The sequence below is a fragment of the Accumulibacter sp. genome (genome assembly GCF_023806635.1).
GTDB lineage: Bacteria > Pseudomonadota > Gammaproteobacteria > Burkholderiales > Rhodocyclaceae > Accumulibacter.
Map to the genome: position 1 here is coordinate 1 of NZ_JAMTDQ010000029.1, position 20,590 is coordinate 20,590.

A 20,590-nucleotide genomic window follows, 5' to 3' on the forward strand; every position below is an offset into this window, starting at 1 on the left:
GGTTCGGTCGGCCTTAGCTTATCCGACTGTCCGAAAAACCGGAACCGCCGCAGTTTCGGGAGAAGTGAGCGGAAATATATGAACGAAATCTTCGTATTTACAAAGGGGCCGCCGTCTTGGCAAAAACTGCTCGCGAAGCCTGATCTTCATTGGAAGGTTGGGCGCTCAGCCCGAACTTTGGCTCACTGCTGGGAGGCCGCGGATGGATTTCCGCCAGAGGTTTTCGCAGCGTTCGAGAGTGCCAACCATCCACTACTTGCCAAAACCGAACCGCTGATCGCAATCCCAGAGTGCAAGGTCAGTCTTCCGGGCGAAGCGCGGGCTTCACAGAACGATATCTTCGTTCTATCGAGGTCCAGGAAAGGACCAGTGGCTATAATGGTAGAGGGCAAGGTAACGGAGACCTTCGACGACACCGTAGAAGTGTGGAGGTCAAAGGCAACCAAGGCCGAAGTCTCGGGAAAGGAAGAGCGTCTCGCTTATCTGCGAAGAGAACTGGGTTTATCCGGTGAGATGCCCGGCAACATTCGATATCAACTCTTGCATCGCGCCGTGTCCGCCATCATTGTCGGTGAACAGTATCGCGCCGCGGCCGCAGTTCTACTTGTCCACTCATTCTGCCCGAAGCAGTCGGGATGGGGCGACTTCCAGGCCTTCGCGCGGCTCTTCGGAGTGGAGGCTGAGGTCAACGTGTTGCGTCTTCTAGGCTCAGCATGCAGGGTGCCGCTGTTCGCGGTTTGGGTCACTGGAAACCAAGAGTTTCTGAGGGCCTGATGCGCCGGGGCCTGACAACACGCTGCACCCGACGTCCACGCCTCCGTTTCGCTCCCGCGTGGCCGCGGGTGAGTAGTGGCAATAGCGGCAATAGGGGACAGACCACAATTTTCGCCGTCCCGCCAGTGCGAACTGTTTCCCAAAGTGAAATGATGCAGCATGGAATTCGAAGCTGATCCGGTCAAGGCCGCGCAAAACCTCAAGAAACACAAAGTGAGCTTCGAGGAGGCCGCATCTGTATTCGGTGACCCGATGGCTTATACCTTTCGTGATCCTGATCATTCGGTTGGCGAACATCGGTGGCTCACTTTCGGCATGTCGGGAGTGGGCCGGTTTCTCGCGGTTATCTATACGGAGCGTCGAGGAAAATTGCGCTTGATCAGTGCGCGAGCAGCCACGAAACAAGAGCGGAGCATATATGAAGAAACTTGATGAAATGCGAGAGGAATATCGGCGCGAAGACCTTGGCAAAGGGGTGCGTGGAAAACACTACGCAGAGTACCAAAAGGGTTCCAACCTGGTTCTGCTGACCCCCGAACTTGCGAAGATATTTCCGACCACTGAAGCGGTTAATACAGCGCTTCAGTCACTTGTAGGGATTGCCAAATCCGCCACAGGCCTAACCCGGCGCTCAACACGGACGCCCCGCAAGCGGGTCGCCGGCTAGGTCCACGTGTGCGCCGGGCATGGTGCGTTACTTCATAGGTGCAAGTCCTATGGCCAGGTTTTGCCGCACCTGCGGTGAGAACCCGATATGAGGCGTGATGCATCCGGGGCGAGCGGGCACGTGACCGCGAAGCCCTCCATCTGCGGCTGGGGTGCATTTTGTAAATCCGGCGCCTATGCAGCGAAGGTAACGAGTCTTACCCCGGGAGGTCTCCCCGGTGCCTCAGAGCAACGAGGCTGGGCGTTGGGTGACTGGCGCTGAATACCGTGGAGAAGTCAGCAGAGGGCATAGTAGGTGGCGCTTCCCACCGAAGGCCCGAACGATGAAAGACGAAGGACCGTGACGAAGAGAGACGGGATCGCATCTGACCACCTGCCCCTGCAGGCTGCGGCAACCCCGCAGGATGAACTCGCCGCTGGTTTGTCAGGGAAACCGGAGTCGATTCCTTCCCAAGCGTTGCTGGCCCAAGTGCTGGACCGGACTACCTGACCGGCGGCAGTTTCGGCGTCGAGTCCTCGGTGCTGGCGCTCGTGCTGTGCACCGCCACCGGAATCGTGATGCTGGTCATGGCGCATCGGCGGGGACTGGTCGTGCCGCCGATCTGGAAGCGCACCGGTTGATCTGGCGCTACTCGCTTGCAGCCTGCAAGTCCTCTGGCCAGGTTTCGCGGAACCGAAGGCAAGGAGAAGGGCAAGTGCGTCGCCGCGACGTGCGGTGCGGGGGAGACACGATCGAGAGCTGCGGGGCGATGCGCGGAGTTCACTCCACTGCGCCCTTGCTGCCGAGGTATTCGGCCAGCTCGGCGTAGCGGTTGCCGCTCACCCAGCGGTTCTTCCGGTGCAACTGGCGGGCGAGCGAGACGGGTGTCGCGCTGGCGGGCACACGGCTCTCCATTCCCTGCGCGTCCCAGCCGACGAAGGACGGCTTGTACGAGTAGTCGGCGACCGTCCGCGCGTTGACGTCGGCGCCCAGGGCGACGAGTTCTTCGGCGACCTGCGTCTTGCCGGCCAGTACGGCGAAATGCAGGGCGGTGAGGCCGGACGCGTTGCGGGCGTTCACCGGCACGCCGGCCTCGACGAGCAGTCGGCACATTCGCCGGCTGTCTTCAGCCGCGACATGCAGCGCGCTGTTGCCCTGGCGGTCGGTGAGACTTGCGTCTGCCCGGTGGCGCAGGAGAATCGCCGCCGATGTCTGGTTGGCGAGATGCAGCGGCGTTCGCCCGTCGCCATCGCGCGCGTCCGGGTTGGCGCCGTGCGCCAGCAGCCATTCGAGGAGGGGCGTGTCCACACCCTTGACGGCCGCGTGCAGCGGCGTGCGCTGGAACGGCCCGGCGGCGTTGAGGTCGGCGCCGCGCGCCACCGCCGCACGCGCCGCTTCGAGGTCACCCGTGGCGATCGCCTCGAGGAGGGACTGCTGCGGCATGCTCGTCTCAGCCGCCAGTGCCGCCACCGCGGCCATCCACAGCGCCACCGCCGCCATCCAGCGGCGTCGCCGATCGCCGTTCCGCATGTCTCGCCAATGCCGCAGCCCCGCTGCCCACATCGCCTCGCCCTCCATCCCTCGCCCGCTCGTCCGCTGGCATGATCGCCTACGGAAAGAGTCCTGCCGGCAGCTGCCAGCGCGCCCGCAGCCCGGCCAGCCGGCGCTCGAACTCGTGCAGGGGCAGGCGCTCGTTGCCGGGCAGGGTCCACAGCGCGCGCACCCGCCAGCGCCCGTCTTTCTCGTGCAGCAGCGCCTTCACCGTCAGATCGGTTTCCTGCCACTGCCGGCCCTCGACGTGCACGATTTCGTTGCCTTCGAAGTAGGCCCAGGCGCCGGCGGTCTTCAGGTGGAAGACCTTGAAGCGGCTGCCGCCGCCGGCGATCCCCAGTTCGCCGCGCAGCGCGTCGAGGATCGCGCTGCGCGCCGGGCTGCCCACCGCCGGCACCGAGGCGCCGGCCGCTGCCGGCTGGGCGAAGGCGGCCAGGGGCGAGAGGGCGAGGCTGGCGGGCAACGCGACCGCGGCGCCCACCACCCACAGCACGCCGAGGACCAGCGGCGTGCCGCCGGGCCTGGCGAGCGGCAGGTTCGCCAGTTCGTCGACCCGCAAGGTCCTCCTGCGCAGGCGGCTGATCCCCTTCGGCAGCGCTACCGTTGCCACGAGCATCAGGGGCAGGGTGAGGAACAACAGGCTCTTGTCCAGCATGGCGTCTCCCATCGTCCGAGAGGAGTGGTTCGCGTATCGTTCACTGGCGGCGGGCGATCGGATCGTGCCTCGTGCCGGCGGAGCCACTGCCGGCACCTGGCGCGGTGCCGGCGGGCACTGTCCGTCGAGACGGGCCGTTCGCAGGCGGCCGAAGCCGGAACGGTCCGCGACATTATCCGCCGTTCGATGGCAGTGGCGAAAGGCGTGCCGACCTCCTCGCCGTAACCGCCGTTCGGCGGCGCCGACACGGAACGGCGAGGCTCGATGAATGAACTGCGTGGCGGCAGGGCGTCCGTCCTGGCATTCGCTTGCCCGGCAAGGCGCCGTTTTCCTGCGCTGTGGCGAGCGGACGCGGCGAACGATCGTCTCCACGCTCGCCGACGCTGACGAGGGCCGCGGCGACGGAGGCGCCGGACCAGCGTCGGGACTGGCTCAGGCAGCGCCGTCCTGCCGCGCCGGGCGCCGGCGCACCGCCTGCGCGCTCTTGTGGGCCAGGTGGCGCAGCAGCAGTCCGGGCGGCATGCGCAGCCACTGGTAGCGGGCGGCGCCGAGGCGTACGGCGATGCTGCGTGCGAGCGGCGGTGGCTCGTCGGGAAGTCGCGGCAGGGTGCAGCGCGGATAGAGCCAGTCCATCGCCCGCACCATGGTTTTTGGCGGCGGGGGCAGCGGCAGCCCGTCGGGCACGGGCGTCGCCAGCCAGCGGCGGCAGTAGTGCAGGGCATACCACAGGGGACGCTCGACACCATGACGGCGGGCACGCATGCTCAGTGTCCGCCAGTCTTCTGGCGACCGCAGATGGATGCGCAGGAGGCTGTCGATGTCGACCAGGTCGCGCAGGTTGTCGGCCAGCTCGGAGTCCTGGAAGAGATGGATGACGGCATGCAGGATCTGGTCGAGCGGATGCAGCACCAGGAAGCGCTGCCCGGCAAGCTCCTGCAGGTCGGCGAAGAGCAGCGCCCGGTCTGGTTGCAGACGACCGGTCACCGGGCTGATGGTGTGATGGACATCGACTTCCATCGGCTGGCCGGGAAAGCGCAGGGGCGGCAGCTCATGACTCCATTCCCGGTAGTAGCGGTCGGCGTAGTCATCGACGGCCTGTGCCTCCCAGCCAGCGGCCAGCAGGGCAGCTTCGGTCTGCCGCAGGTCTTCGCGGTTGACCAGCAGGTCGACGTCGTTCGGCAGGCGGCCGCGTGCCGTCGCCAGGTCCTGGATGATGTAGGCGCCCCCCTTGAGAACGGCGACGCGCACTTCGCCAGGCAGCACGCTGGCCAGCGCTGCCAGTTCCATGCGCAAGAGGTGGACGCGATGCGCCGAATAGGTGGTCGCCGAATCGAGATGGCCGCGGACACAGTCCGGGATCGCAGCGAGGTACTCGGCCTGCGAGCGGATGCGGTGGGCGAGCACGCCCAGCAGCCGGGCGCGCCGTGCGAGGCGGATCAGCGTGTCCCAGTCGCGCAAGTGCAGGTCGCGCACCCGTCCGGGGTCGCACAGCAGTTGCAGCAGCCGGAACGGGTCGGCGGCAGGCTGGTGGTCGATCATGCGCGGTCGCTCGCAGCGCTCGAGTCGGCGAGCAGCGCGCGGACCGACTCGATCGCTTCATCCAGATGGCTGTACTCGAGCGCGAACGCGGGGCAATGCTCGATGACGTCCGCCACAGCGTTGAACGAGATGGCGCCGAGGACCTCGTAGTTGAAGCTGTTGAAGGCGAGGTGCGCGAAGGCCTCCTCGGCCGGCAGGCGGCGGGTGCTCAACGCCGCACCCTGGCGAAAGCTGGGAAAGATGACCAGCCGCGGGCGTGCCGGCAGCCGGCGGGCGTCGACGCTGGTCTCGCCGGGAGCGAGGTGTGCCACGTCGCCCTTGCGGGTGCCCTTGTAGACCGGGCCGAGAATCACGTCGTCGGCATAGTCGCGAATGACGTCGATCGAACGGTTCTTCAGTGCCAGCGGCTTGAGCATCGGCCACAACTGGCCGCTGCGCGGACAGAGGACGCCGAACTCGTCGGACAGCAGGCGGAATCCACGCAGCATCATCGCCGCCGTCAGCGTGCTCTTGCCGGAACCAGGCGGCGCCGCCATGATGACGCCGTGGTCGGCGAGCGCAAGGGCGCCGGCGTGCAGCAGGACGTGCTGGTTGAAGCGCTGCGCAAAGCACCAGTTGACGCCCCATTCGAAGTGCGCCAGTGCCTGCTCCTGGGGAAAGGGGTCGAAGGGCTGCACGCCGTCGATCAGGAAGCGGGACTGCGGGCGCAGCCAGGCGCGCAATCCCCGGCCGCGGCGGATTTGCGTATGGAAGTCGGCGAAGGCCGGTTCGACCACGGCAAAGGCGCCGTAAACGCGCTGCAGGTCGGCAACGAAGCCCGCGAGGTCGGAGGCCACGCGCACGACGGCAGCACCATAGTCGAGCGTCAGCGAAGCACTGGCAAGACGCTGGCGGAGAATGAGGGGAGAGAGGTTGCGCAGGCGGAGCGGCTCGGCAGTCATCCGCCAAGCATGCCCATCTCCTGCAGTGAACGCAACACCTGACGGAGTTCGTCGGTGTCGGTATCGAGTTCGAGTTCGTCGCGCAGAAAGCGCAGCGCCCGATCCAGAGGCAGCGGCTGCTGGCCGTCGCCGATTTCGCTCAGTGCTTCGAAGATGATCGTGGCGGCCGGCGTGAGGATGTGCGTCTGCCAGTTTTTCTGATCGAATGCGACGCCACCTTCCCCCAGCCGGCGGTAAAGGGGGCGCATCAGACTGCGGGCGGGGGTGCGTGCCCCGGAACGGACTGCCGCCGATCGGTCACGAGATGAGGTTGGTATCCGGGTTGGCGTACGGTACACCCGAATTGATCGAGTTCCAGCACGACGCGTGTGCCACCGGCCGGGGTGCCGTGCCCGTGTTTTCGTAAACCAGGACATTCCCCTCTATGACATCGTCGGGGCCGCCCCCGTTGTTGACCGCCGGCTGGTACTCCCGCACCCAATCGTCATTCTGATCCTTGGGAATAATGTACGGGATCGGGTTGCTGCCGTTCGCCTGCAGACCCCTCTCGACACATGCGTGCAGGCTGCTCGACGACACGGCCCTGCCGGTGGAAGGCAGAACGAAGATCGCCGGCACGGCCGCGGCCTTCTTCAGCAGCTTGCGCCGCTGCTCGGTTCTATCGTTTGAGGTCTCTGACATGTGCTTTCCTTGGTATCGATTGCGGCCTGAGCAGAATCATTTTAGACGTTCCAGCCTGCGGATGTTTGCCTACTACATCACGCTCTGCCGAGAAAGCCTGCCATGACAGTCACGGGGGCTTGCCACCCGGTGACCTCGTGCCTTGCTTTCCCCATTCAAGCAAGTTATGTGCCATACGGATTGAGAGGATGCAATCCTTCAGTAAATCATTGCCGTAGCATGTGATTCCACGGCTGCAGGAGGATTCGGTGGCGGGAAGTGTAAAAAAAATCGACACCTGTCGCAGTCGCGGGGCTTGTGAACGCGGCTTTCGCCAGCAGGCCGGGAGGGCGGCCTCGAGCGCATCGGAGCCGCAAGCGAGGGCAGCGGCGGGCAGATCAGCCGACCACCGCCGTGTCGGCTTCACAGCTTCAGACGTTCGATCAGCTCGGTTTCCAGCCTGATGCGATTGGCGGTTTCGCCAAGATCGCCGCCGCTGATCAGGAAGGTGTCTTCGACGCGCTCGCCAAGGGTGGAGATCTTCGCCGTGTGCAGGTTGGCGCCATGTGCCGCCAGCGTCAGGGCGATCGTGTACAGCAGCCCGGGACGATCCGTCGCGCTGACCGAGAGGACGTAATGGGCGCCCTTCTCGTCTTCTTCGATGGTCACCAGTGGCGGTACCGGAAAGTTCCTCACCTGTCGCGACAGCCGTCCGCTGCCCGGCCCTTCGGGCGGCCCCTGGCGGCGCAGGCGGTCAGTCAGTTCGTGTTCGACGTAGCCGATCATGTCGCGGTCGTCGCCGCGCTCGCCGAGGTCGAGCAGCATGAAGGTGTCCAGCGCGTAGTGGTCGCGCGTGGTATGGATCTTGGCGTCCACGATGGTGTAGCCGGCGCGACTGAAGAAGCCGACCAGTCGCGCAAACAGGTCGCGCTGGTCGCGGGTGTAGACCAGCACTTCGAGACCTTCACCCTGCGGGTTGAGGCGTGCCCTGACCAGAGGCTCGTCGCGACGGATGCGGTAGTGCAGGGCACGCGCGTGCCAGGCGATCTCTTCCGCCGAATGGCGCATGAAGTACACCGTGTCGAGATGCTTCCACAGCCGCTGGTGAACCGAGTCGGGCAGGGCGAAGTAGCGCAGCAGCCGCACGGCGTGCTGCTGTCGTTCTTCGATCAGGCCTTGCCGGACCGGTGCCTGGCCGCCATCGAGCAGGGTGCGGCAGGTACTCCTGAATAGCTGCTCGAGCAACTGGCCCTTCCAGGTGTTCCAGACCTTCGGACTGGTGCCACGGATGTCGGCGACCGTAAACAGATAGAGGGCGATCAGTTTCCTTTCGTCGCCGACGGTCCGGGCGAAGGAGCTGACCACCTCAGGGTCGGCGATGTCCTGCTTCTGGGCGACGCTCGACATCAGCAGGTGGTGCCGTACCAACCAGACGACCAGCTCGCTGTCCTCGGCAGCGACGGCGTGCGCCGCGCAGAACTCGGCGGCGTCGACCGCGCCGAGCTCAGAGTGGTCGCCACCGCGCCCCTTGGCGATGTCGTGGAACAGGGCGGCGACATAGAGCACCCACTGGCGGGGGAAATCACTCATCAGCTCACTGCACAGCGGATACTCGTGGGTGAACTCATCGGAGAGGAAACGGCGCAGGTTGCGCAGCACGTGCAGGGTGTGCTGGTCAACCGTGTAGACGTGGAACAGATCGTGCTGCATCTGGCCGACGATCTTGCCGAAGTTCGGCAGGTAGCGACCGAGCAGGCCGAACTGGTTCATCCGCCGCAGTTCGTGCAGCACGCCGCGCGGTTGCTGCAGGATGGCGAGGAAGCAGCGGCGATTGTCGGCGTCGCGGCGGAAGGCGTCATCGATCAGCGTCCGCGCATGCCACAGGGCGCGCAGCGTGCGTGCCGTCATTCCCTGCAGATCGGCATGCTGCTGCATCAGCAGGAAGGCTTCCAGCAGCGCCGCCGGCGTCTTCTGGAAGACGTCGTCGGCGGCGACGTCGAGCAGTTCGTGTGTCTTCCGGAAGCGCTCATTGATCGGCGATGGCTCCTGCTCCGCCGGCGGCGAGATCGCTGCGCCGATGTTCTGCAGCAGGATGGTGTTCAGCTGCGTCACCATCTTCGCCGTCCGGTAGTACTGCTGCATCAGCCGCTCGCTGGCGAGACGGGTCGCGGTCGCGACGCAACCCATGCGGCCGGCGAGCGCCGTCTGGTGGTCGAAGAGCAGCCGGTCCTCGCGCCTGCCGACGTGCAGGTGCAGGTGGCAGCGCAGACGCTGCAGGAAAGCCAGGCTGCGCAGCAGTTGCTCCTCCTCGTCGCGGGTGATGAAGGCGTGCCGGGCGAGATCCTCCCAGGAGTCGCCGAGGCCGGCGGCGCGCGTGATCCAGAGAATCGTCTGCAGATCGCGCAAGCCGCCGGGGGCTTCCTTGCAGTTGGGTTCCAGGGCGTAGGGCGAATCCTGGTAGCGGCGGTGGCGCTCCTCTTGCTCCATCCGCTTGGCGTCGAAGAAGGTCCCACGATCGAGCCCGTCACGAAGCTGCCGGCAAGCTTCCGCGAACAGCGTGCCGTCGCCGGTGAGCGGCCGCGCTTCGAGCAGGGCGGTGCAGATCGTCAGATCGTCGGCAGCGGCCTGCGAACACTCGGCGACCGTGCGCACGCTGGGTGCGATCTCGAGACCGATGTCGTAGAACAGCGCGACGGCGAACTCGACGCGGCTGGTCAGCTCCGGGCCCGCTACCGCCGGCAGCAGGAGCAGGACATCGACGTCGGAGGCGGGGTAGAGTTCACCGCGGCCATAGCCGCCGACGGCCAGCAGTGCCATTTCCGGCGGCAGGGACAGCGCCTGCCAGAGGTCGCGCAGCACTTCGTCGACCAGGGCGCAGCGCGCCTGCAGCAGGTACGGCGCGTCGTCGTCGTCGAGAAAGCGCTGTCGCAATTCCGACTGGCCTGTCCGCAGCCGCGAGCGAGAACGCTCGACCAGAGACTGGCGACCGGTCTCGCCCATGATCATCCGGCGTCGCCGATCCAGCCGGGTCGCGGCGGTGTGGCCGAGGAAACGGTGAGGACCTCGTAGCCGCCGTCGGTGACCAGGACGGTGTGCTCCCACTGCGCGGACAGGCTGTGGTCCTTGGTGACGATGGTCCAGCCATCGGCCATCGTCTTGACGGCCGCCCTGCCGGCATTGATCATCGGCTCGATGGTGAAGATCATGCCTGCTTCAAGGGTGATGCCGGTGTGCGGCCGGCCGTAGTGCAGGACCTGTGGTTCCTCGTGAAACCTGGCGCCGATGCCGTGGCCGCAGAACTCGCGCACCACCGAGTAGCCGCACTGCTCGGCATGCTTCTGGATCGCGTGGCCGATGTCACCGAGATGGGCGCCGGCGCGTACCTGGACGATGCCCAGCCACAGGCACTCGAAACTGACCTCGCACAGGCGCCGGGCCTGCAGCGAGGTTTCGCCGATCTGGAACATGCGGCTGCTGTCGCCGTGGTAGCCGTCACTGATCACCGTGATGTCGAGATTGACGATGTCGCCGTTGCGCAGCGGGCGGTCGCCAGGCACCCCGTGGCAGACCTGATGGTTGATCGAGGCGCAGATCGAATTGGGATAGGGCCGGTAGCCGGGCGGCGCGTAGTTGAGGGGCGCAGGAATGCACTTCTGGACGCCGACGATGTAGTCGTGACAGAGCCGGTCGAGTTCGCTGGTGGTGACGCCGGCCCGCACGTGTGGCGTGATGTAGTCGAGGACTTCCGCCGTGAGACGCCCGGCGACACGCATCCTGGCTATTTCCTGTGGGGTCTTGCGGCTGATGCTCATGCTGGGCGCTCGGCGGCGGGATCGGGAGGAGCGAAGGATAAAGGAAGCGGCCGGCTTAGGCAATTTGCCCGCACAGCCGGCGATCGACGCCGGCGATGCAGAAAAACCGGCTTTCGCTGCGCCCGGAATTGAAATCATCCTTGTCTTGGTGGTACCATCCTCGGCCTTTGCTGGCCGGTGCCGGCAATGAAGGAAGTGCGTGCCGTTCCGGCCACGCCGGGCTGGTCGAGGTGGCCGGTCCCAATACGCACATCCGCCTGTTCAAGGGTGTCTGCCGCGCAGCTGGTGCAAGGGCAGGCTGTAGCTGGGCGGATGGTGGTCCAACCCTGATGGAGAAAGCCAAGATCCATGTCTACAACGATGCGCCAGATGCTGGAGGCCGGTGTTCACTTCGGTCATCAGACACGCTTCTGGAACCCCAAGATGGCGCCGTACATTTTCGGCGCGCGCAACAAGATTCACATCGTCAACCTCGAGCAGACACTGGCGAAATACAACGAAGCGATGAGCTTCGTGCGCAAGCTGTCGGCAAACAAGGGAACGATCCTGTTCGTCGGCACCAAGCGCCAGGCGCGCGAAATCATGGCCGAAGAGGCGACCCGCTGTGCTTCGCCGTTCGTCGACCAGCGCTGGCTGGGCGGCATGCTGACCAACTTCAAGACCATCAAGCAATCGCTCAAGCGCCTGAAGGAACTCGAGCTGATGTGCGAGGACGGCTCCCTCGACCGGCTCGGCAAGAAGGAAGCGCTGATGCTGACGCGCGAGCTGGACAAGATGCACAAGTCGATCGGCGGCATCAAGGAGATGGGTTCGCTGCCCGACGCGCTGTTCGTCATCGATGTCGGTTACCACAAGATCGCCATCACCGAGGCCGTCAAGCTGGGGATTCCGGTGGTCGCCGTGGTCGACACCAACCACTCTCCCGATGGCGTGGACTACGTCATTCCGGGTAACGACGACTCGTCGCGTGCCATCCGACTCTACGCGCGTGGCGTTGCGGACGCGGTCCTCGAAGGTCGCAGCCAGTTCGTCGAGGAACTCCTCGATGTCGTCGCCGGTGACGAGTTCTTCGAGGAAGAGGCGGGCGAGTGATCTGAGCGCTGCGTCCCGGCCGGGGCGCAGCGTGCCGGCGACGTGGCCGCCTCTGGTGGCCGGCGCGCATGGCGCCAGGGTCTGCGCATGTACTGGATGACGGGCGCCCCGATCGACGGGCCGGCGCCTGCAAGTGGAGAATGAAATGGCGGAAATAACCGCAAGCATGGTGAAAGAGTTGCGCGAGAGGACCGACGCGCCGATGATGGAGTGCAAGAGGGCGCTGACCGAAGCCGGGGGCGACATTGGCAAGGCAGAGGAGATCCTCCGTGTCAAGCTCGGATCGAAGGCGAGCAAGGCAGCCAGCCGCATCACTGCGGAAGGTGTCGTGGCCATCCAGCGGACCGCCGATGGCCTGTTCGGGGCCATCGTCGAGATCAACTGCGAAACCGACTTCGTCGCCAAGAACGACGAGTTCCTCAAGCTGGCCAGCGATTGTGCCGGCCTCGTCCTGAGCGAGAACCCGGCCGACGTCGCCGCCCTCTCGTCGCTGCCCATGGGAGATGGCACCGTCGAATCGACGCGCACGGCGCTGGTCGGCAAGATCGGCGAGAACATGTCGCTTCGTCGCTTCGTGCGCACCGCCGCCAGCGGCCGGCTGGCGTCGTACGTCCATGGCGGCGCGAAAATCGGCGTTCTGGTCGATTACAGCGGTGGCGACGATCAACTCGGCAGGGACCTGGCGATGCACATCGCAGCGTCGAAACCGAAGGCCCTCGATGCATCGGGCATCGACGCCGAACTGATCGACAGCGAGCGCCGCATCGCGGCGGAGAAGGCGCGCGAGGCGAACAAGCCGGAAGCGATGATCGAGAAGATCGTCGAGGGCTCGGTGCAGAAGTTCCTGAACGAGGTGACCCTGCTCGGGCAGGTCTTCGTCAAGGCCGAGGACGGCAAGCAGACGATTGCCCAGTTGCTGAAGAGCAAGGGTGCGTCGATCGCCGGCTTCACGCTGTTCGTCGTTGGCGAGGGCCTGGCCAAACGTTCGAACGACTTTGCCGCCGAGGTGGCGGCGCAGGCTGCCGCTGCCGCCCAGAGATGAGCGCCTGATCGAGGGAGCCAGAAGCCGATGTCCGCCCCGTCACCGAGATACCGACGCATCCTCCTCAAACTCTCCGGCGAAGCACTCATGGGCGGCGACGCCTACGGCATCAATCGGCAGACGATCACCGGCATCGTTGCCGAGATCAAGGCGATCGTCGACCTCGGTGTGCAGGTCGGTGTGGTCATCGGCGGCGGCAACATCTTTCGCGGGGTCGCCCCGGCTGCGCGCGGCATGGACCGCGCGCAGGCCGACTACATGGGCATGCTGGCGACGGTGATGAACGGCCTCGCGCTGCACGATGCGATGCGGGCGGCAGGGATGGTATCGCGCGTGCAGTCGGCGCTGAACATCGAACAGGTGGTCGAGCCGTACATCCGGGCGAAGGCGATCCGCTACCTCGAGCAGGGGCGGACGGTGATCTTTTCCGGTGGAACGGGCAATCCCTTCTTCACCACCGACACCGCGGCGGCTTTGCGCGGTGCCGAGATCGGTGCCGAGATCGTCCTCAAGGCGACCAAGGTGGACGGCATCTACACGGCCGACCCGAAAAAGGATCCGCAGGCGACCCGTTACGACCGCATCAGTTTCGATGACGCGATCGCCCGCAATCTGGCGGTGATGGATGCCACGGCATTCGCCCTCTGTCGTGACCAGAAACTGCCGATCAATGTCTTCTCGATATTCAACCCGGGGGCGCTGCAGCGGGTCACGATGGGCGACAACGAAGGCACCCTGGTCCATTGCTGACGGGAGCAACAGATGGCGATAGCAGAAGTCAAGAAGACGGCTGAGCACAAGATGCAGAGATCGGTCGAGACACTCAAGACGGACCTGGCAAAGGTCCGTACCGGGCGCGCCCATACCGGCCTGCTCGACCACGTGCATGTCGAGTATTACGGCTCATCGGTGCCGATCAATACGGTGGCCAACGTGACCGTGATCGATGCCCGGACGCTCGGCGTCCAGCCGTGGGAGAAGAACATGCTGGCCAAGCTGGAGAAGGCAGTGCGCGACAGCGACCTCGGCCTCAATCCGTCGGCACAGGGGGATTTGATCCGCGTGCCGATGCCGCCGTTGACCGAGGCGCGTCGTCGCGAACTGATCAAGGTCGTCAAGGGCGAGGGCGAGGCAGCCAAGGTGGCGGTGCGCAACCTTCGCCGGGACGCGATCGCGACGCTGAAGGAGATGCTGAAGCACAAGGAGTGTTCCGAGGACGACGAGCATCGCGCTCAGGACGACATCCAGAAGCTGACTGACCGTTACGTGGCGGAGATCGAGAAGCTCCTCAGCCACAAGGAAACCGAGCTGATGGCGATCTGAGCGCTGTCTACGAGGGGATCAGGATGCAGCGTTTTGCCAGCTCGACGCGTGATGTTCCGCCGCCACTGGCCGTTCCCCGGCATGTGGCCATCATCATGGACGGCAATGGCCGCTGGGCGAAGAAGCACCTGCTGCCGCGCTTTGCCGGTCACCGGCAGGGTGTCCGGACGGTACGGACGATGGTCCGCTGCTGTCTTGAGCGTGGCATCGAGTACCTGACGCTGTTCGCATTCAGTTCGGAGAACTGGCGCCGGCCGCAAGACGAGGTGTCGCTGTTGATGCAGCTTTTCGTCCGCGTCCTCAAGGAAGAGGTCAGGAAGCTGGATCGCAATGGCGTGCGCCTGCGGGTGATCGGCGACCTGACACGCTTCGAGCCCGACCTGCAGGCACTGATCGATGCTTCGGAGCAACGGACGGCTGCCAACAGTCGCCTCGTCCTGACGATCGCTGCCAACTACGGCGGGCGTTGGGACGTCCTGCAGGCGGTGAGGCGCATGCAGAAGGAACATCCCGGGCGAGGCGACGAGTGGGACGAGGGCGACCTGACGCCGCACCTGGCGATGAGCTACGCGCCGGAACCCGATCTCTTCATTCGTACCGGCGGCGAACAGCGGATCAGCAACTTCCTGCTCTGGCAACTGGCCTATTCGGAGCTTTATTTCACCGACGTGCTGTGGCCGGAGTTCGACGCGGACGCTTTCGACCTCGCTCTGGCGTGGTATCGGCAGCGCGAACGCCGCTTCGGGCGGACCAGCGAGCAGTTGCTGGGCGCGCCGCCGACAGCGGCGCCAGCGACGGATCCACGGGCCGATGCTTAGGACGCGGGTACTCACCGCGGTCGTCCTGCTTGCGGTCTTCCTTCTGGCCCTGTTCCTTCTGCCGCCGCTCGGCTGGTTGCTTTTCGTCACCGCCGTCGCTGCCGTTGCGGCCTGGGAGTGGGGCGCGTTGATGTGTCTTGCCGGCGCGTCGAGGATCGCGCTCGGCGTCGCCCTGGTGACGATCTGCCTGCTGCTGGCGATCGCGGAGCCGGCGGCAGTCGGTCTGGCGGCGGGTTTCGCCGATTCGGCGTGGCGGCTGGGCGCCTGCATCTACCTGCCGGCGGCGGTCTTCTGGTTGCTGCTGGCACCGATCTGGCTGCGGCGGCGGTGGCCCCTTGGCAGCATGGTCCCGGCGCTGGCAACCGGAGCCGTCCTGCTGCTGCCGCTCTGGCTGGCGCTGGTCCAGTTGCGGCAGGCCGGCCCGCTGGCGGTGCTGGCGATCATGGCCGTGGTCTGGCTGGCGGACATCGGCGCCTACTTCAGCGGCCGCCGCTTCGGCAAGCACAAGCTGGCGCCGGCGATCAGTCCCGGGAAGACCTGGGAAGGGGCGATCGGCGGCTCCCTGCTGGTGATCGCCTATGGCCTGCTGCTCTCGTCGCGCCTGCCGGCGGCGCTCGCCGGCAATCCGTTGCTCCTGTTGCCCGTCCTGTTGCTGCTGACGGCGATCAGCGTCGTCGGCGACCTGTTCGAGTCGCTGCTCAAGCGGCAGGCGGGCCTCAAGGACAGCAGCAACGTGTTGCCGGGGCACGGCGGGGTGCTCGACAGGATCGACAGCCTGACCTCGACCCTGCCGCTGGTGGCACTCGTGTGGCTGGTGACCGGCGCTTGAGCAGCATCGCCACCAGCATGCAGAGGCTGACGATTCTCGGCTCGACCGGTTCGATCGGGGTCAACACCCTTGACGTGGTACGACGTCATCCCGATCTCTACCGCGTCGTCGCGCTCTGCGCGCACCGGCAGAGCGAGCGCCTTTTCGAGCAGTGTCTCGAGTTCAGGCCGCAGTACGCGGTGGTCGGTGACGAAGCCGTGGCGGTCGAACTGTCCGGCCGCCTCGATGATGCGGGCTGTGCGACCGCCGTCAGCCACGGGCCCGACGCGCTGCTGCGCATGGCACAGTTGCCCGAGGTCGATGCCGTCATGGCGGCGATCGTTGGTGCCGCGGGGTTGCCGCCGACGCTGGCGGCTGCGGTTGCCGGCAAGAAGGTCCTGCTCGCCAACAAGGAGGCGCTGGTGATGGCCGGTGCGGTCTTCATGCGGGCGGTTCGCGACAACCATGCCACGCTGCTGCCGATCGACAGCGAGCACAATGCGATCTTCCAGTCGCTGCCGAGCGATTATGCCGGCGATCCGCAGGCGAGCGGCGTGCTCGGCCTGTGCCTGACCGCCTCGGGCGGGCCGTTTCGTGGTCGGTCTCTGGCCGACCTCGAGTCCGTCGGTCCGGAAGAAGCCTGTTCGCACCCGAACTGGGTCATGGGTCGGAAGATTTCCGTCGATTCGGCGACGATGATGAACAAGGGGCTGGAGGTGATCGAGGCCCGCTGGTTGTTCAACGTGCCGCCGGAGCGAATCCAGGTCCTCATCCATCCGCAGAGCATCGTCCATTCTCTGGTCCAGTATGCCGACGGGTCGGTGATTGCTGAACTCGGCAATCCGGACATGCGGACGCCGATCGCGCATGCTCTGGCCTATCCGCGCCGCACCACCGCCGGGGTCGCACCGCTCGACCTTGGCGCCATCGCCAGCCTGCATTTCGAGCGTCCCGATGTCGAGCTGTTCCCCTGTCTGGCGCTGGCCTACCGCGCCCTGTGCGCGGGAGGAACGGCGTCGGCGACGCTCAACGCGGCGAACGAGGTCGCGGTGGAAGCCTTCCTGGAGGGGCGCATCGGCTTCACGGCGATTCCCCGCCTGATCGAGGAAGTGATGGACCGCATGCCTCCAGGCGGTGAGCCCGTTTCCCTGGCCGAGGTGCTGGCCGCCGACCGGGCGGCGCGCGAGGTCGCCGAGCAATGTCTGCTCACCGGTGTCTGCACATGAGCGGGTTCCTCTACTATCTCGTGGCGTTCGCCGTCGTGCTCGGCATCCTGGTCGTCGTGCACGAGTTCGGGCACTACCTTGCTGCGCGCTGGGCCGGGGTCAAGGTCCTGCGATTTTCGGTCGGATTCGGGCGGCCTCTGGTCACGCGACGCTGCGGGCGTGATGGCACCGAGTGGGCCCTGGCCGCCTTCCCGCTCGGTGGCTATGTCAAGATGCTCGACGAACGCGAAGGTGAAGTAGCGGCCGACGAACTGCACCGCAGCTTCAATCGGCAACCGGTTGCGCGCCGGATAGCGATCGTCGCGGCCGGACCGGCGGCAAATTTCGTCCTCGCCATCCTGCTCTATTGGGGCCTGTTCTGGTACGGCAGCGAGGAATTCAGGCCGATCCTCGGTCCGCCCGTGATGTCGAGTCCAGCCGCTGCGGCCGGGTTCGACAATGGCGAACTGGTTCTGCAGGTGGCGGGTGAAAAGGTGCAGACCTGGCAGGAGATGCGCTGGCTGCTGCTGCAAAAGGCGGTCGATCACGACGCGGTCGACCTCGAACTGCTCAACCCGCGACAGGAGGTCGTCGTCCGCCGCCTCGATCTGTCGGTCGTCCGGCAATCGGGCTGGGAGGGTGATGCGCTAGAGAGGCTGGGCTTGCGGCTTTACCGGCCGCGTCTGCCGCCGATCATCGGCAGCGTCAGCGTCCGGAGCGCGGCCGAGGCTGCCGGGCTGCGGGCCGGCGACGAGATTCTGGAGATCGATGGCGAGCCGATCGAGAGCTGGGCGGATCTGGTCCGTGTGGTTCGCCAGTCGGCGGGTCGGACGCTGCAGTTGGACGTGCTCCGCGAGGGGCTGCGGCAAAGGTTGAGCGTGCAACCGTCTGCGGTCGAGGAACAGGGAAAGGAGGTCGGCCGCATCGGTGCCTCGGTGCGCGACGCTGGACAGGCACGCGAGCAACTGATGGTCACCGTGCGTTACGATCCGCTCTCGGCGTTGGGCAAGGCGCTTGTCGAGACCTGGGACAAGTCCACCTTCACCCTGGTGATGATCGGTCGCATGATCACCGGCGAGGTCTCGTGGCGCAACCTGAGTGGGCCCGTGACCATTGCCGACTATGCCGGCCAGTCGGCAAAGCTGGGTGTCGACTACTACCTGAAGTTTCTGGCACTGGTGAGCATCAGCCTCGGCGTCCTCAACCTGTTGCCCATCCCGATTCTGGACGGTGGGCATTTGCTGTATTATCTGGTGGAAATAATCAAGCGCGGGCCGGTTTCCGAGCGCACGATGGAGATAGGTCAGCAGATCGGCCTGACCTTCCTGATCATGCTCATGGCTTTCGCTTTCTACAACGATATCAACCGCTTGTTCTCCGGCTGAGCCTATGAAGAAGAGCCTGCTTGCAGGTCTGGTGGCCTCCCTCCTTGCCTCCGCCGCGGCGGCCATCGAGCCGTTCACCGTGCGTGACATCCGCCTCGAAGGAATCCAGCGCGTCGAGGCCGGTACGGTCTTCAGCTACCTGCCAGTCAAGGTCGGTGACACGATGACCGACGAGATGGCGGCGCAGGCGATCAAGGCCCTGTTCGCCACCGGGTTTTTCAAGGATGTCCGCATCGAGATGGATGGCGGGGTCGTGGTCGTCGTCGTCGAGGAGCGGCCGGCGATCGCGCAGATCGATTTCATCGGTCTCAAGGAGTTCGACAAGGAGCAGTTGACCAAGGGTCTGAAGGAAGTGGGCGTCGCCGTGGCGCGGACCTTCGACCGGGCAACGCTGGAGAAGGCCGAGCAGGAACTGAAACGCCAGTACCTGACACGCGGCAGGTACGCTGTGGCGATCACGACGACCGTCACGCCGCTGGAGCGCAACCGGGTGGCGATCAACTTCACCATCGACGAGGGTGAGCCGGCAACCATCCGGCAGATCAACATCGTCGGCGCCAATGCCATTCGCGAGAAGGACCTTCTGTCCGCGATGCAACAGAAGACGGGCGGCTGGCTCAGCTGGTACACCAAGGACGACCAGTACTCGCGGCAGAAGCTGTCGGCGGACCTCGAGACGCTGCGCTCGTACTATCTCGATCGTGGCTATCTGGAGTTCAGCGTCGAGTCGACGCAGGTGTCGATCACGCCGGACAAGAAAGAGATCTACATCACGATCAGCATCAACGAAGGCGAGCGTTACCTCGTCTCCTCGGTGAAGCTTGCGGGCGACCTGACGTTGCCGGAAGAGGAGTTCAGGAAGCTGGTGAAGATCAGGGCGGGCGAGGTGTTCTCGCGCGAGCGGCTGAACGAGACCACCAAGGCGATCACCGACAAGCTTGGCCACCAGGGCTACGCCTTTGCCAACGTCAATGCGGCGCCGGAACTCGACAAGGAGAAGCGGCAGGTGGCTTTCACCATCTTCGTCGATCCAGGAAAGCGGACCTACGTCCGCCGCATCAATGTCACCGGCAATACCAAGACCCGCGACGAGGTGATCCGGCAGGAGATGCGCCAGATGGAGGGTGCCTGGTACGATGCCGACCGCGTCAACAAGTCACGCGAGCGGATCGACCGTACTGGCTACTTCAACGAAGTCACCGTCGAGACACCGCCGGTACCGGGAAGCATCGACCAGGTCGACGTCAACGTCAACGTGGCCGAGAAGTCGACCGGCAACATCTCGATCGGTGCCGGCTACTCGACGGCCGAGAAGGTGATCCTCTCGGGCTCGATCTCGCAGTCGAACATCTTTGGCAGCGGCAAGTTCCTCGCCCTGCAGGTGAACACCGGCAAGCTGAACCGCACACTGGGGATCAACTACACCAATCCCTATTTCACCGTTGACGGCATCAGCCAAGGCTTCGACCTGTATTACCGGACGCTCAATCCGACCTCGCTCGGCTATGCCTTCCAGTCCACATCCTGGGGCGGCGGCATCCGCTTCGGCTTTCCGCTGGACGAGAAGGACATGCTCAACGTCGGCTTGGCGATCGACCAGACGACGATCGACATCACGCCGATCACCATCGCGACACCGATTCAGTACATCCAGTTCCAGAGGGAGCATGGGGATTCCAACATCACCCTGCCGGCGACGGTGTCGTGGGTTCGTGACACGCGCAACAGCGCGATCAACACCACCAGCGGTGGCGTGCAGAAGGCGGGGGTCGAGGTGGCCATCCCGGGTGTCGACCTTTCCTTCTACCGCCTGACCTATTCCAATCAGCAGTATTTCTCGCTGACGAAGGACCTGATCCTGATGCTCTACGGCGAGGTGGGCTACGCGAACGGGCTCGAGGGACAGACGCTGCCGTTCTACAAGAACTTCTACGCCGGCGGTGTCGGCTCGGTGCGCGGCTTCGAGACGGCGAGTCTGGGGCCGGTGGACCCACTCTATCCGGATACCCGCCTGGGCGGTACGCGCAAGATCGTTCTCAACGCCGAAGTGCTGATGCCTGTCCCGGGTTTCGACAAGGCACTGCGTCTCGGACCCTTCATCGACGCCGGCAACGTCTTCAACGAAACCGGCTATACGATCTCCGAAGGCGGACTGCGCTGGTCCGTAGGACTGACGGCGGCGTGGATTTCTCCGCTTGGACCGTTGAAATTCAGTTTTGGGCAGCCTATCGGCATCGAGAAGAATGATAAGATCCAGAAGTTTCAGTTTCAGATGGGAACGACCTTTTGATGCGGGAGAATTAGCTTGAATAGAACGATTGCCACGCTGCTCGGAGTCC

Annotated in this window: 20 protein-coding genes; 12 read left to right on the top strand and 8 right to left on the bottom strand. The window is 65.1% G+C overall.

The annotated features are described in order from the left end of the window. The first annotated feature begins 78 nt into the window (after nt 1-78). The 3 genes from NFW30_RS04795 to NFW30_RS04805 all read left to right on the top strand — a co-directional run bounded on the left by NFW30_RS04795 (nt 79) and on the right by NFW30_RS04805 (nt 1,441). Nucleotides 79-774, top strand: a complete 696-nt coding sequence (locus tag NFW30_RS04795) for a hypothetical protein (protein ID WP_295352514.1) — start codon at nt 79-81, stop codon at nt 772-774. Between the two features lie 159 nt (nt 775-933). Continuing rightward, nucleotides 934-1,206 (top strand): BrnT family toxin, encoded by a 273-nt coding sequence (locus NFW30_RS04800; RefSeq protein ID WP_295352517.1) that lies wholly within the window; start codon nt 934-936, stop codon nt 1,204-1,206. Continuing rightward, on the top strand, nt 1,193-1,441 hold the full coding sequence (locus NFW30_RS04805) for a hypothetical protein (protein WP_295371812.1): 249 nt from the start codon (nt 1,193-1,195) through the stop codon (nt 1,439-1,441). The genes NFW30_RS04800 and NFW30_RS04805 overlap by 14 nt, the downstream gene beginning before the upstream one ends. A 759-nt stretch (nt 1,442-2,200) precedes the next feature. Here NFW30_RS04805 and NFW30_RS04810 read toward each other — a convergent pair. From NFW30_RS04810 to map, 8 genes are all read right to left on the bottom strand, one after another. Next, nucleotides 2,201-2,950, bottom strand: a complete 750-nt coding sequence (locus tag NFW30_RS04810) for an ankyrin repeat domain-containing protein (RefSeq protein ID WP_295352523.1) — start codon at nt 2,948-2,950, stop codon at nt 2,201-2,203. A gap of 79 nt (nt 2,951-3,029) precedes the next feature. Continuing rightward, the gene (locus NFW30_RS04815; RefSeq protein ID WP_295352526.1) at nt 3,030-3,626 is read right to left on the bottom strand and encodes a hypothetical protein; all 597 of its coding nucleotides are present in this window, start codon (nt 3,624-3,626) and stop codon (nt 3,030-3,032) included. Between the two features lie 432 nt (nt 3,627-4,058). Continuing rightward, the gene (locus NFW30_RS04820) at nt 4,059-5,165 is read right to left on the bottom strand and encodes a nucleotidyltransferase family protein (RefSeq protein WP_295352528.1); all 1,107 of its coding nucleotides are present in this window, start codon (nt 5,163-5,165) and stop codon (nt 4,059-4,061) included. Further along, nucleotides 5,162-6,106 (bottom strand): HprK-related kinase A, encoded by a 945-nt coding sequence (locus NFW30_RS04825; RefSeq protein ID WP_295352531.1) that lies wholly within the window; start codon nt 6,104-6,106, stop codon nt 5,162-5,164. Before NFW30_RS04825 ends, NFW30_RS04820 begins: the two co-directional genes overlap by 4 nt. Beyond that, a complete protein-coding gene (locus tag NFW30_RS04830) occupies nt 6,103-6,354 on the bottom strand; it encodes an HPr-rel-A system PqqD family peptide chaperone (RefSeq protein WP_295352534.1) in 252 nt (83 codons plus the stop codon). The genes NFW30_RS04825 and NFW30_RS04830 overlap by 4 nt, the downstream gene beginning before the upstream one ends. A gap of 49 nt (nt 6,355-6,403) precedes the next feature. After that, nucleotides 6,404-6,787: a hypothetical protein gene (locus NFW30_RS04835; protein WP_295352538.1), complete on the bottom strand. Its 384-nt coding sequence runs from the start codon at nt 6,785-6,787 to the stop codon at nt 6,404-6,406. A gap of 402 nt (nt 6,788-7,189) precedes the next feature. After that, nucleotides 7,190-9,772, bottom strand: a complete 2,583-nt coding sequence (locus NFW30_RS04840) for a [protein-PII] uridylyltransferase (RefSeq protein WP_295352541.1) — start codon at nt 9,770-9,772, stop codon at nt 7,190-7,192. Next, a complete protein-coding gene (map, locus tag NFW30_RS04845; protein WP_295352543.1) occupies nt 9,769-10,578 on the bottom strand; it encodes a type I methionyl aminopeptidase in 810 nt (269 codons plus the stop codon). Before map ends, NFW30_RS04840 begins: the two co-directional genes overlap by 4 nt. A gap of 348 nt (nt 10,579-10,926) precedes the next feature. Between map and rpsB the strand changes: the two genes are divergently transcribed. The 9 genes from rpsB (at nt 10,927) to bamA (ending at nt 20,541) form a co-directional block, all read left to right on the top strand. Further along, nucleotides 10,927-11,670: a 30S ribosomal protein S2 gene (rpsB, locus tag NFW30_RS04850; RefSeq protein WP_295352546.1), complete on the top strand. Its 744-nt coding sequence runs from the start codon at nt 10,927-10,929 to the stop codon at nt 11,668-11,670. 145 nt (nt 11,671-11,815) lie between these two features. Continuing rightward, nucleotides 11,816-12,712 (top strand): translation elongation factor Ts, encoded by an 897-nt coding sequence (gene tsf / locus NFW30_RS04855; protein WP_295352549.1) that lies wholly within the window; start codon nt 11,816-11,818, stop codon nt 12,710-12,712. Between the two features lie 27 nt (nt 12,713-12,739). Next, entirely contained in the window at nt 12,740-13,462 is a 723-nt protein-coding gene (gene pyrH / locus NFW30_RS04860; RefSeq protein WP_295352552.1) for a UMP kinase, read from the top strand. A gap of 12 nt (nt 13,463-13,474) precedes the next feature. After that, a complete protein-coding gene (frr, locus tag NFW30_RS04865; protein WP_295352555.1) occupies nt 13,475-14,035 on the top strand; it encodes a ribosome recycling factor in 561 nt (186 codons plus the stop codon). A 23-nt stretch (nt 14,036-14,058) separates the two neighbouring features. Then, the gene (gene uppS, locus NFW30_RS04870) at nt 14,059-14,853 is read left to right on the top strand and encodes a polyprenyl diphosphate synthase (protein ID WP_295352558.1); all 795 of its coding nucleotides are present in this window, start codon (nt 14,059-14,061) and stop codon (nt 14,851-14,853) included. Beyond that, nucleotides 14,846-15,682, top strand: a complete 837-nt coding sequence (locus tag NFW30_RS04875; RefSeq protein WP_295352561.1) for a phosphatidate cytidylyltransferase — start codon at nt 14,846-14,848, stop codon at nt 15,680-15,682. The genes uppS and NFW30_RS04875 overlap by 8 nt, the downstream gene beginning before the upstream one ends. Before the next feature lie 17 nt (nt 15,683-15,699). After that, nucleotides 15,700-16,887, top strand: a complete 1,188-nt coding sequence (ispC, locus tag NFW30_RS04880; protein WP_295352869.1) for a 1-deoxy-D-xylulose-5-phosphate reductoisomerase — start codon at nt 15,700-15,702, stop codon at nt 16,885-16,887. Further along, on the top strand, nt 16,884-18,251 hold the full coding sequence (rseP, locus tag NFW30_RS04885; RefSeq protein ID WP_295352564.1) for an RIP metalloprotease RseP: 1,368 nt from the start codon (nt 16,884-16,886) through the stop codon (nt 18,249-18,251). Before ispC ends, rseP begins: the two co-directional genes overlap by 4 nt. A 4-nt stretch (nt 18,252-18,255) precedes the next feature. After that, complete coding sequence (bamA, locus tag NFW30_RS04890) at nt 18,256-20,541, top strand: outer membrane protein assembly factor BamA (RefSeq protein ID WP_295352567.1); 2,286 nt, start codon at nt 18,256-18,258, stop codon at nt 20,539-20,541. Nucleotides 20,542-20,590: the final 49 nt, after the last annotated feature.